Source organism: Candidatus Reidiella endopervernicosa, from assembly GCF_013343005.1.
In the GTDB taxonomy this organism is placed as follows: domain Bacteria; phylum Pseudomonadota; class Gammaproteobacteria.
Map to the genome: position 1 here is coordinate 3,260,134 of NZ_CP054491.1, position 12,437 is coordinate 3,272,570.

Consider the following 12,437-nt stretch of genomic DNA (forward strand, 5'->3'; position numbering starts at 1 on the left):
CTAGTCGGTTAATCCCTCGATTTCCATAGGGAAATGTCACAAATCGTTGCAGAGCAATCTTTCGACGACAATTCAGCCAAGTTCTCTCGCAACCACCTGAACAACAGCATCTTGGCCATGGTTCTGTGAACCCTTACACACCGCTTTGACACACGCCTAAAGCCTTTAAAACGACACGCTTGCCATCCCCCCGCGTCGTCACCAATCACCGAGACATTATCTGCGACCATTTCATAAACCTACTCCACCATGTCGACAGAATTGCCCCCTTACTCTCAGCCAGAATGAACGAGCACACACCCCATTGGCACCATCTGAAGCAATTCAAAAAGTAACGGGCTTAGCTCAACGCATAGACATATTCAACGGCGTTACACTTCTCATCACACACGGCTTTCAACCTATATAAATAGATCTATTTTGTGACTATCATCTAAAGTCTTGTGCTATGTTCGTGAGATAGACCTGTTATTAACTATGGTGACTTAGTGCTATGCGCACGTTTATTGGTGAATCACGACATTTCCCCCAGCACCACCCGCTACTGCCTTTCGTCTGGGGGCTGATTTCGGCACTGCTGGTGGTCGGTTTTACCGAGTATGCGGTCGTTCTCGACTCCGATCGTGCGATAGAACACCAGCGCAGTGAACTGACTCAGCACCTCTCCACCGTACGCGCGCGCCTTGAGGGAGAGATCAACTCCACACTGCATCTTACCCGCGGCCTAATCGCCTACGTCGCCACGCATCCAGAGATCAATAACAGTGAATTTGAGCAGCTTGCCGCCGAGATCACCATCATAGGACGCCACATCCGCAATATCGGCCTGGCCCGAGACAATGTACTGAGCTACATCTATCCACTCGCTGGTAACGAGGCTGCACTCGGTCTTCGTTATCGCGAGAATCCCAAACAGTGGCCCGCCGTTGAACGTGCAATGCAACTCGGCTCAACTATCGTAGCGAGTCCTGTCGACCTGATGCAGGGAGGGCGCGCCTTCATCGCCCGCACACCCATCTATCTACGCCCTAATGTTGGTGGTCTCACGAGCGATGGAAAATTACACTACTGGGGCATCGCCTCCATCGTCATCGAAGTGCCTTCACTCTTCTCAGCTGCAAAGGTGCTTTTCGAAGATAGTAACTACGAGATTGCCCTCCGCGGCAGGGATGGACTGGGTGATCTTGGCGACATTATCTTCGGCGACATTGCACTCTTTGATGAAGACGCTATAGAGCAGGAAGTAACCATACCCAACGGCAGCTGGAGATTGGCCGCACGTCCAAACAATGGCTGGCAGGTACCCGGCTGGATTGTACTACGCACTCGCATTATCGGCTGGCTGGTAGCCGTTGCCGTGGGCATTCTGCTTGTGCTGCTACTGATCGAGCGTCGGCGCGCCCATGAAAGCGCCTCGCATGACTACCTGACCGGGCTACCCAATCGACGTCTGTTACAGGACTATTTTGAGGTGCTGGTCGCCGCTGCTGAACGCAACCATCTTAAGTTCGGCATACTCTATATTGATCTGAACAATTTCAAACCGATCAATGACAAACATGGTCACTTGATAGGTGACAAGGTATTGATCGAGATGGGACGCATCCTGAGTCGCACGGTACGTAATGAGGATATCGTGGCCCGGATCGGTGGCGATGAGTTTGTCGTTGTGCTCTCCAACCCAGCCGATCTGGAGTCGCTACAGCGCGTGGTCGCCAGCGTGCGCCGCGATCTTGATGCAGGCGTTGTCGCAGGTGCACACCGCTTCAAACTTAGCGCCGGTATTGGCGAGGCGATCTACCCCAAAGATGGTCTGACTATCGATGCGCTACTCAAACGTGCCGACTCACGCATGTACTCTGACAAGCGCAGCGCCAACCTGATCAATGTCGACTTCGAAAACAACACCATGCAGGAGTAGTCAGACCAGGTGTTAACTACCTTTCAGGTGTGCCAACAGCTGCTCGCGTAGTGTCTTGGGAATACCTTTAATTTTGAGGGTGTCGTGCTCGGCATCATACTGAATCCGCTCGCTGAGCTGGCTCGAAGAGAAGCTGATCGCCAGATCGCGTTCACGCCCGGCAAACTTCACGTAACTGCGCAAACGGCGTCGGTCTATCATCACCCCCGGCCCCTCTGTTGGCGCGTAGTTCTGTAGCGCCTGCACAAAACCATCTCGATCAATCCCCTGAATCGCATTCGACAGTTCACCAATATCAACCGGCGCATCCTGCTCATCCTGTGCTGAGCAGTAGTCGACCACCTGCTCTCGATAGCTATTCACCTGCTCACCAGAGAGCTGCTTGGAGTAGGCCTCGACACCTTCGAGAAAGTTCGAAGTCGCTGCAGCCTTATCGAGTCGCTCACCCAGCCCCACCAATGATGAGAAACACCCTCCCAGCGCATGGCTGCCACGCGGCATCAGCAGTGAGATGTAGGCGTAATCCTTGCGCCCCTGCCACTCGCCCAGATCGACCTTGACGCCAAACAGCGAGGCCCCGCTATCGATGGCACGGCTTGCTGCCACCTCAAGCGCTTCATTCACGGTCAGCGACTCTTTTTCATTGGCTATCAGCAGGTAAAAATAACGATTACCGAGTGACTCCTCTACAAAGTAGAAGAGGTGCACATTGGTCTCGATCCGCTCCTCGCTCACAGCAGCGGCCAGCTGCTCTGTCAGCTCACGGCTAACGGCCACAAACGATGCATCACCCTGCAGATAACGTTTAAGCCCCTGTTCGAGTCGAGAACCGTCACCCTCAGTCGAAAAACTGCCATGCTCACGAAATGTTCTTGAAAGAAAACTGCGCTTCAGCTCCAGCAGCAGCGCCTCACTCAGCCCTTCACTCTCCAGCTCCGCATCACGCAGCGACAGCTTTGCACCCTGCTCTTCTGTTGCCGTGAGGCGATGGACGGTTAGATTGGTTATCGACATGGACTCCCCAATGGTGGATCAAGCAATTGTTATTTGGCTGCGATTTTAGCGGCTCGAAGCGTTAATGGATATGACACATCACCCTTAAAAGCCTGATATTTTTCGAGCAGACAAAGAAAAAGCCCGAACCAGGGTTCGGGCTTCTCTTAATCTCGTAACCACCGCCCGACTCAGCCGGGAGTGGTTTCAGGAACGACCGACTTAGGAAGCCGCCTTACGCTCCTGAACCTCCTTGATGACCGCGTCGGTGATGTTGTTCGGGCACGGCGCATAGTGCGCAAACTCCATCGAGAACTGGCCACGACCCGAGGTCATGGTGCGCAGGTCACCGATGTAACCAAACATCTCGGAGAGCGGTGCGTCAGCCTTGATGCGAACACCGGTCGGGCCCGCTTCCTGAGACTTGATCATGCCACGACGACGGTTAAGGTCACCGATAACATCACCAACGTGATCATCAGGGGTGAAGACGTCGACCTTCATGATCGGCTCGAGCAGCTGTGCGCCTGCCTTAGGAATCGACTGACGGAAAGCGCCCTTGGCTGCGATCTCGTAGGCTACGGCCGAGGAGTCAACGGCGTGGAAACCACCATCGGTGAGGGTTACCTTGACGTCCAGCACAGGGAAGCCAGCCAGAACACCTTCGCCCATCATGCCGCGGAAGCCCTTCTCAACTGCAGGCCAGAACTCGCGAGGAACGTTACCACCGGTGACCTTCGACTCGAAGACATAACCGCTGTTCTGCTCACCCGGCTCGATGGTGTAGTCGATCTTCGCGAACTGACCCGAACCACCGGTCTGCTTCTTGTGGGTGTAGCTATCTTCAACCGTCTGGGTAATGGTCTCGCGGTAGGCAACCTGAGGTTTACCGACTTCAAGATCGATACCGTGGGTACGTTTGAGGATGTCGACCTTGATATCGAGGTGCAGCTCGCCCATACCCTTAAGGATGGTCTCACCCGACTCCTCGTCGGTCTCAACGCGGAAAGAGGGATCTTCCTGAACCATCTTGCCGATCGCGATACCCATCTTCTCAGAACCGCCCTTGTCCTTCGGCGCAACAGCGATCGAGATGACCGGATCAGGGAAGACCATAGGCTCAAGCGTTGCTGGGTTCTTAGGATCACACAGGGTGTGGCCGGTCTGAGTGTTCTTCAGGCCGATCAGGGCAACGATGTCACCCGCCTGTGCACCGTCAAGCTCGATACGCTCATCGGCGTGCATCTCAACGATTCGACCGATACGCTCGTTCTTGCCGGTAAAGGTGTTGAGTACGGTGTCGCCCTTCTGGAGCTTACCGGAGTAGATACGAGTAAAGGTCAGGGCACCAAAGCGGTCATCCATAATTTTGAACGCCAGCGCACGGAGTGGAGCATCAGCATCAACGATGGCGAAGTTTCCAGTCTCGTTACCCTCATCATCGGTCTCGGGCTGAGGCTTAACCTCAGTGGGGCTTGGCAGGTAATCAACAACCGCGTCGAGGACCAGCTGGATACCCTTGTTCTTGAACGCTGAACCACAGTAGGTGGGGAAGAAGTCGAGTGCGATGGTGCCCTTGCGGATGCAACGCTTCAGATCTGCCTCGGAAGGCTCCTCACCCTCGAGGTATTTCTCCATAAGATCGTCGTCCTGATCAACGGCGGTCTCGATCATCTTCTCGCGGAACTCGGCCGCCTTGTCTACCAGATCGGCAGGGATGTCAGTCACCTCGTAGTTCTCAGGCTGGCCTGAATCGTCCCAGACGTAGGCCTTCATGCTCATCAGATCGACCACACCGGTGAAGTCATCTTCGGTACCGATCGGCAGAACCATTACCAGTGGATTGGCGCCGAGTACGTTCTCAACCTGATCGACGACACGGTAGAAATCGGCACCGAGACGGTCAAGCTTGTTAACGAAGATGACACGGGAAACTCCAGACTCATTGGCGTAGCGCCAGTTGGTCTCAGACTGGGGCTCTACACCGCCAGAACCACAGAAGACACCAACACCGCCGTCAAGAACCTTGAGTGAACGGTAAACCTCGATGGTGAAGTCAACGTGTCCGGGGGTGTCGATGATGTTGAAGCGGTGATCGCTCCACTCACAGGAGGTTGCCGCAGACTGGATGGTAATACCGCGCTCAGCCTCCTGCTCCATGAAGTCGGTGGTCGCCTCGCCATCGTGCACCTCACCGGTTTTGTGAATCTTGCCGGTCAGCTTGAGGATACGCTCGGTGGTGGTGGTCTTACCCGCATCCACGTGCGCAAAAATGCCGATATTTCGGTAGAGAGTTAGGTCCGTCATAGTTTTACCCTGGTCAATATTAAATAAAGTATCTGGCGACAACCCTTCAGCATGACGCAGTAGACTGCGCGACCCTGTAGATAAGCCCCATTGGTACCGCGTTCCCTCAGAACGACAGATAGCCAATGCGGTCACGCCCCATCGGCAATCACTCTCGTTAACGAGAAAACATCCTGTACCAGCCCAAAGCCAGTGCCCGAAATAGTCGAATCAAATTCGACCCACTTCAGCCTAGCCTCGAAAAGTCCGGTATTCTAACCAAAAAACGGTGGGGAATGTTGAAAAATATATAGTTAGGGCCCGAAAGGGGGCTAATCGGCGCAAAAAAGTCGGGGAGTCGCTATTTTGCGGAAGCATGTTTTGGGCATCAAGCCCAAGCAAGCGGCAAATACTTAACGCGACCGTTTATGCCTACGGCGCCCCGACCGTCCTGCGTACGTTGCGTAATCACCTCTTCGCGGCTCTACACACTCCTCAGTGACTCTACGCCGACAAAAGCCGCTGCTGCATCTTCTTCGTCGTTCGCTCGCGCTCTCAACTACGAATAGGCAGACGGCGTCGACTATCGAGGACTAACCGCCTTCGCTTCGCTATCCATGGCGGTCAGCGAGCGATAGGCGAGATATACCGCTATTTTATTTATGGTTATTAGCGTTAGATTCGTCTTAAAGCGCACCACTCATACCGAAAAAGCTATAAATATCCGCTGAAAAACTAAATTCTCGCACCGATATTATCGATCACCATCTTTTACCCGCTTATACGGCGCAGGATTGACGCCAAAAAATGCGAGTAACGTTCCCGTTGATGAGGCTATCAGCTTTAAGGCGTTAAGAACCCAACGGCCCACCTCCTCTCGGCTGTATTTAAGCCGCAGCAGGGGCGCCATCAGAATCATTACGATGCCTCTCGGTAAGCGACGAAGTACCTTAAAGAGATATTTTTTTATCGTTGCCAGACGTCCTCGGCGCATGGTGTGGATGTAGACATCGTGCGCTCCGCAACGAAGTGAGCGCTGTAGATGCCAGCGGTAGGTAACCCGCTCTTTGCCGAACCGCTCCTCGACAACGGCGTCATCCACCCAACAGATCGTTCCACCCATGTCGGTCAATTGGTAGAAAAACCGGGTATCGCTCCCACCCGTATATCGCATTACCTCATCGAACCTGAGCTTTTCGCCAAATCGCTGCAGGATCTCGGCACTTAACAGCGTGTTGTTGGTAGCAGCCGTCTCAAGAGAGAGACCGGTTGGTCGATGCTTACGCGTACGAGGAGCCATCCACTCAGACATTTCGACGTCAATCTGAGGCTCAACCGGTCCGGTATAGACATCTGCCGGGTGAGTGCCCATCGCCGCCACCATTTTCACCAGCCATGTAGGGGTTAACTGCTCATCATCGTCGATGAAGGCGATCCAGTCAGCTGAGATTTTTATTGCCTCATCGCATGCCCGGTTTCTGGCAATAGGGATTCCTATGCGCGATTCATGTACGTAGTGAAACTCAATTTCCGACTCAGCACCCAAGCGTTCAATAGCATCACTATTGCGAGGTTCTATATCATTTTCGACGACAACTACCGCCAGTGAGACTCCATCTGGAATAACCAGCTCTAGTATTGATGCCATGCAGTTGGCCAGCAGCGTCTCCCGCTCACGCGTACAAACTGTAATGACCAACTTCATCGATCCAATTCCTTTTCTAATGAGTCTCGGGGGGTGTGCATAGAGACAACAGTCAATAATTCCAGATGGTCCGCGCGGTTATTCAACCCGACGCCCGGTGCAGAAAACGCCGCTCAGGCACCAGACCTTCATATAGTACCAATTAAGAGAGCTACTCATGTAGCATGAGTTCTACAATGAATTGACGTTGATAATAGAGAGTCTCAATGGACGCCAATACCATTATTAATTTCTGGTTTTCAACAGAAGTTCAGCCACTCTGGTTCAACTCTACCGAGGCGTTCGACAACAAACTGAAAGCACGTTTTCTCGACACCTGGCTGGCTGCTGCCGACGAGCAGCTTGAGTCATGGCGCGATAGCGAATTAGGAGCATTGGCACTTGTGATCATCCTCGATCAATTCCCGCTCAACATCTTCCGTGGCAAACCACTCGCTTTCTCCACCGATGCACAATCTCGTAAGGTTGCACGCCACGCCATTGAACAGAATCTTGACCAAGCGCTAAACGACGAGCAGAAGGCGTTCCTTTACATGCCATTCATGCACAGCGAATTGATAGAGGACCAGAATCGTTCAGTCGCACTCTTCGAGGCCGCGGGACTCCAGGATAACGCCAGATTTGCCCAACACCATCGAGAGATCGTGCGGCGCTTTGGGCGCTTTCCCCACCGCAATGAGATTCTTGGACGAACCAGCACCGCTGAAGAGCTTGAATGGCTCGCTTCCGATGAGGCGTTTCATGGCTAAGCAGTAATGAGTAGTACACGCCTGATCATCAAATGTGGCGAGAAGCTCACTTCACTCAATGCCACCCCGGGTGACTACGAGGACTGGATCGCCACAGGGCTTGGCTGGTCACCCGACAGCTACCGTGTGGTCAGCGTCTACCAGGATGATGAGCTACCACCACCAGAGCAGTTTGAAGCCATTGTCATTACCGGCTCAGGTGCGATGGTCACCGATAGGTCTAAATGGATCGAAGAGAGTGCGACGTGGTTACGCAGCGCCGTAGAACTCGACACACCGATACTCGGCATCTGTTTCGGCCACCAACTACTCGCCTACGCATTGGGAGGCCTCGTGGCTGACAACCCAACGGGTGTTGAGGTTGGCACCGTTCCTATTGAGCTGAAGAGCGCTGCAACCCGTGACGAGCTTTTCAGCGTTATGCCACCCTCTTTTCTTGCCCAGTTGAGCCATCTACAGTCGGTTATCACCCTACCAGAGGGTGCAACCCTGTTGGCCAGTAGCCAGATGGCATCGGTACAGGCGTTCTCTTACAGAAGTCGCTGCTGGGGCATTCAGTTTCACCCCGAATTTGACCAAGAAATCGTCAGCCACTTTATTGCTTTTAATCATCAGGAGCTCTCTGCACAAGGAGAACAAGTTACGGCGCTGCAGAATAGCACCGCGCCCACACCCGAGAGTTTCCATCTGCTCGGACGCTTTGCCGAGATCATTCAAAAGCGTTGAATAGCGACCGTGCGTAATAACGTTCAGCCCACCCCGCCCCCTGTGAACCCGCTTTCACACCACGTTTAATACCTGGGCAACTTTCACGATAGTCTGGCAGACCATCACCATCGCCCTGTTTCGGACAACCATTCTCAACAACTCCCTTTTCCAGCACCTGCGGCGTGCCGTTGCGACAGCATCCGAGGCCGTTAATACACTCAGAGCGTTAGGTGATTGGCCCCTGGAATAACGCCCACCTCAGCCTTAAGCCTTTGTGAGGTAATATGTGCAGTCCGATAACCACCCCATAATATCCACACAGCGCACACTGTAACCGCAGCTAGAGAAGATGCAGCTCACACCAACAATCATTCACGTCGATACCGACATCATCGTTATTGAAAAACCAACGATGCTGCTCTCGGTACCCGGTCGCGGAGAAGACAAACAGGACTGCGTCGTTTCGCGTCTTGCCATCGACTACCCAGAGGCGCTGATTGTGCATCGACTCGACTGGGAGACCTCTGGCCTGATGGTTCTGGCCAGAAACAGAGAGGCACATCGAGAGCTCAGCCGGCAGTTTCAGGACCGGGAGGTTGAGAAGCAGTACATCAGTATCGTCTATGGAAGCCCCCCCGAGGATCATGGCTCGATCGACCTGCCACTACGCTGTGATTGGCCCAATCGACCGCGTCAAATGGTCGACCATAAACAGGGAAAAGCAGCACTCACTCACTGGCGAGTGCTTTCAAGAGATAACGATCGAAGCCGCATCGAACTCACACCCGTGACGGGTCGTTCGCATCAGCTCAGGGTGCACCTGCTTTCCATCGATAACCCCATCCTCGGTGATCAGCTCTACGCCCACGAAGAGGCATTGCAGATGGCTAACCGTTTAATGCTGCACGCCACATCACTAAGTTTTCGCCACCCTTGCAACCGCTCACTGCTGTCATTCGACTCCCCCCCCTTCTAGTAGGGTTGGCGTCACAACAACACATAATCGATAGAACGCCACAATGATCATCTCCAGAGAGAAGAACTTCATCTTTTTCTGTAACGGAAAAACAGGAACCACGAGCATCGAATTCGCACTCAAGAAGTGTGGAGATAAGCCAAGAGAGGGAAAGCCGTTATTAAAAAAGCACTTCACACCATCAGAAGCAAAGCATCTAATTCCAATTGAGCAGTGGGAGAGTGCCTTTAAATTTGTGTTTGTAAGAAACCCCTACGACTGGTTTGTTTCGCAGTGGTTTCACAACTTCAGAACCAAATACAGACCCGACACTAACAACCCGATACTTAATACCCTGCTGCGCGCAAAAAAGTTTCGGCGTGGATTTAAAAAAAAGATGGGACGCAGAAGACACACTCTGACTTCAAAAACACTCTTCACCGCTGATGACGTTAGATTTCTTCACGACTTTCTTACAACCCACTTTTACAGATCACCACAAAACAACACATCTTTTCAGGGACGATACATCGTGGATCCTGAGAACAATCAGCTCGTCGATTTCATTGGTCGATACGAATCTCTACAAGAAGATTTCGATTACATCACCAATAATATTGGCGTCGAGGTCACACTACCTCTGATCAACTCATCCTCTCACCTCGACTACAGAAGTTATTTCACAGAGGAATCTGCCAACGAGGTCTATAACCTTTGGAAAAAAGACTTCGAGATCCTCGGTTATTCAAAGAACCTTGATGACAAACAACAGACAACAGCGAAAACATCATGAAAAAATCGGTCATCTCTGCAGCTGCCAGCTATGTACCCGACAAACTCGAGGTTTTCCTGCGTTCAGCGTACGACGCTATGCCAGATACCGAAGTGCACCTTATTGTCACTCCAGAGGCCACCGCATTTGAGCACACACTCAAAGGATTCAACCCCAACACTCGACTCTGGCTCAGCAATCAGCGTGATCATCTGCTCAACAAACTCGAGCGTTTAACCGGGATACCTATCACCACTAAACTCCCCGGCATTAATCGAGCAGCGCTCACTACGACCCATGGCAGAGAGAGGCTCGCCCGTGTCACGCACGCAAAATTTGCGCGCTATTTCCTGGCACAAAATATTATTGAGGCGACAGCACCGAGTCATGTCTTGCTAGCCGATTCAAGAGACATTCTGTTCCAACGCGATCCATTTCCAAACGGCGATATAGGAATACTCTGTGGCGACGAGGGATTGCCACTGAAGAGCTGTAATTGGATCTACAAAAGACTCTCCCGTTTTTATGATGCAAAGACCATTCAGCAGATAGAGAACAGGCCGAACATCAACTCAGGTGCCACCCTCGGCGACACAAATAGTATTCTCGAGTATCTACGCGCAATGTCACTCGAAGTATTCGACAGGATGTTGGGCAGTGGTGAGAGGGGTGGCGATCAGGCTATACATAATCGACTGCTGCATAGCGGACTCGCTACCAAGGTTAGTCTCGAAGCTCCGGGTGGTGAGACAATGGCGCACTTCGATATTGCCAAACCGAGCAGTTATAGATTTAATTCCCGCAACGAACTCACCAATCTAGACAGCGACACGCCAATCGCCATCGTTCATCAATATGACCGATACCCCGAGCTTCAGCAGTGGGTCGACACACGTTATCCCTCTACGTTGAGATAGAACCATCACCAGAGACACCCTTCACCCACTATCAATTCTAGCGAGCCGATCGCCATAGATCCGATAGTAGAGTTTGATCCAGAAGGGTGAGAGCAGGGTTGTGTAGGCTATGACAATCACCATTCCCGCGTAGACCTCATTATCGAACACCCCGGAGACGCGCCCTAGCTCGGCAAAAATCAGTCCCACCTCGCCACGTGGCACCATCGCCATGCCAATCGCAATACGCGTGTAGCGATCCTCCGGCACCATCAATCCACCGATGAGCTTACCGACGATCGCCACCGCCGTGACCGTAATAGAGAAGAACCAGATAAAGGGTGAGCCCCAATCGACGGCGGAGAGATCGAGTGATAATCCGACCATGACAAAGAAGATCGGGCTAAAGATATGAATAATCGGTTTCATCTGCTGGTGCATATGATGACCAAAATCAGGATCAACTCGTAGCGAGATACCGAACGGCAGGAAGAAACGTCGGGAGAGTGCGATACCTGCAGCAAAACCGCCCAGTAGCTCCGGTGCGCCCACCATATGTGCGATTGCCGCAAAGGTAAGTACCAGCGAAATCAGCCCCACCGGGATCATGCCCGGTGCCTCACTCAGGTTGTGAAAATGGTGGATTGCATAGGAGAGCAGTTTCGCCACGATTGGCGCCAGGACAAAAAAGACCCCGACAAAGAGCGCAATCTTTCCAGCATTGGCCATGCTGATAGTATCGGTCACCGAGAACTCGTAGAGCAGCGCCAGCAGCACCACGCCCATCACATCATCTACGACTGCAGCTCCAAGCACGATCTGACCTTCACGACTCGAGTTTCGTCCTAGATCAGCCAGTATCCTGACTGTCACACCGATACTGGTCGCCGTTAGCGTGCCACCAATGAAGAGTGAGACCAGCATTGGTAGATCGAAGGTGTAGTAGCAGATGCCAAAGCCGAGCAGGAAGGGGGCAATAAAACCGGCCAGAGCAAGAATCATCGCCCGGTTACCCGATTTCACCATTTTGCCCAGATCGGTCTCCAGACCGATCTCAAACAGAAGCAGGATAATGCCAATCTCAGCCAACAGCTTGATCGGCTCACCCGGCTCTATCCAACCGAGCAGACTCGGCCCGAGCACGACACCCGCGCATAGCTCGCCAATAACCCGTGGGGTATTGAATCGCGCTGCAATCTCTGCAAACACCCGCGCTGAGACGAGGATCGCAGCAATCTGCATCAGTAGAATATGACTCTCCATACCAGCAAGAATAACCCAATTAAATCTGACAGATTGGAATCAATTTGGACATTATTTGTGTCAATATGGGGGAATCACACAACCCGGTAGAATCGCGCCTCACCTGGGCAACCTGGTAATAACCAGACTGTTTTGGTGAGATATTTAGATTCTCACCATACTGCGATAGCATACTGCCCAATGTTCACA

11 protein-coding genes are annotated in these 12,437 nt (G+C 52.5%); 7 read left to right on the forward strand and 4 right to left on the reverse strand.

Annotation, left to right across the window (positions count from 1 at the left end; all coding sequences use genetic code 11):
* Positions 1 to 493 precede the first annotated feature (493 nt).
* Positions 494 to 1,921 carry a diguanylate cyclase domain-containing protein gene (locus HUE57_RS17685; RefSeq protein WP_078483993.1) on the forward strand — a complete coding sequence of 476 codons (1,428 nt, stop codon included), beginning with the start codon at positions 494 to 496 and terminating at the stop codon, positions 1,919 to 1,921.
* A 12-nt stretch (positions 1,922 to 1,933) separates the two neighbouring features.
* On the opposite strand, the gene HUE57_RS17690 is transcribed toward HUE57_RS17685, so the two are convergent.
* A complete protein-coding gene (locus tag HUE57_RS17690; RefSeq protein WP_078483994.1) occupies positions 1,934 to 2,935 on the reverse strand; it encodes a nucleoid-associated protein in 1,002 nt (333 codons plus the stop codon).
* A gap of 201 nt (positions 2,936 to 3,136) precedes the next feature.
* The gene (fusA, locus tag HUE57_RS17695) at positions 3,137 to 5,221 is read right to left on the reverse strand and encodes an elongation factor G (protein WP_078483995.1); all 2,085 of its coding nucleotides are present in this window, start codon (positions 5,219 to 5,221) and stop codon (positions 3,137 to 3,139) included.
* A gap of 407 nt (positions 5,222 to 5,628) precedes the next feature.
* Here fusA and HUE57_RS17700 point away from each other — a divergent pair, with 407 nt between their 5' ends.
* The gene (locus HUE57_RS17700) at positions 5,629 to 5,769 is read left to right on the forward strand and encodes a hypothetical protein (protein WP_174673634.1); all 141 of its coding nucleotides are present in this window, start codon (positions 5,629 to 5,631) and stop codon (positions 5,767 to 5,769) included.
* Between the two features lie 185 nt (positions 5,770 to 5,954).
* On the opposite strand, the gene HUE57_RS17705 is transcribed toward HUE57_RS17700, so the two are convergent.
* Positions 5,955 to 6,905 carry a glycosyltransferase family 2 protein gene (locus HUE57_RS17705; RefSeq protein ID WP_078483996.1) on the reverse strand — a complete coding sequence of 317 codons (951 nt, stop codon included), beginning with the start codon at positions 6,903 to 6,905 and terminating at the stop codon, positions 5,955 to 5,957.
* Between the two features lie 206 nt (positions 6,906 to 7,111).
* Here HUE57_RS17705 and HUE57_RS17710 point away from each other — a divergent pair, with 206 nt between their 5' ends.
* From HUE57_RS17710 to HUE57_RS17730, 5 genes are all read left to right on the forward strand, one after another.
* On the forward strand, positions 7,112 to 7,654 hold the full coding sequence (locus tag HUE57_RS17710) for a DUF924 family protein (protein WP_078483997.1): 543 nt from the start codon (positions 7,112 to 7,114) through the stop codon (positions 7,652 to 7,654).
* Between the two features lie 6 nt (positions 7,655 to 7,660).
* A complete protein-coding gene (locus tag HUE57_RS17715; protein ID WP_078483998.1) occupies positions 7,661 to 8,380 on the forward strand; it encodes a glutamine amidotransferase in 720 nt (239 codons plus the stop codon).
* 331 nt (positions 8,381 to 8,711) lie between these two features.
* On the forward strand, positions 8,712 to 9,338 hold the full coding sequence (locus HUE57_RS17720; RefSeq protein WP_078483999.1) for an RluA family pseudouridine synthase: 627 nt from the start codon (positions 8,712 to 8,714) through the stop codon (positions 9,336 to 9,338).
* Positions 9,339 to 9,381: 43 nt separating this feature from the next.
* A complete protein-coding gene (locus HUE57_RS17725; protein ID WP_078484000.1) occupies positions 9,382 to 10,110 on the forward strand; it encodes a sulfotransferase family 2 domain-containing protein in 729 nt (242 codons plus the stop codon).
* Positions 10,107 to 11,006, forward strand: coding sequence for a hypothetical protein (locus HUE57_RS17730; RefSeq protein WP_078484001.1), 900 nt, complete (start codon positions 10,107 to 10,109; stop codon positions 11,004 to 11,006). The genes HUE57_RS17725 and HUE57_RS17730 overlap by 4 nt, the downstream gene beginning before the upstream one ends.
* Before the next feature lie 21 nt (positions 11,007 to 11,027).
* Here HUE57_RS17730 and HUE57_RS17735 read toward each other — a convergent pair whose 3' ends face one another.
* A complete protein-coding gene (locus HUE57_RS17735) occupies positions 11,028 to 12,248 on the reverse strand; it encodes a cation:proton antiporter (protein WP_078484002.1) in 1,221 nt (406 codons plus the stop codon).
* Between the last annotated feature and the right edge of the window lie 189 nt (positions 12,249 to 12,437).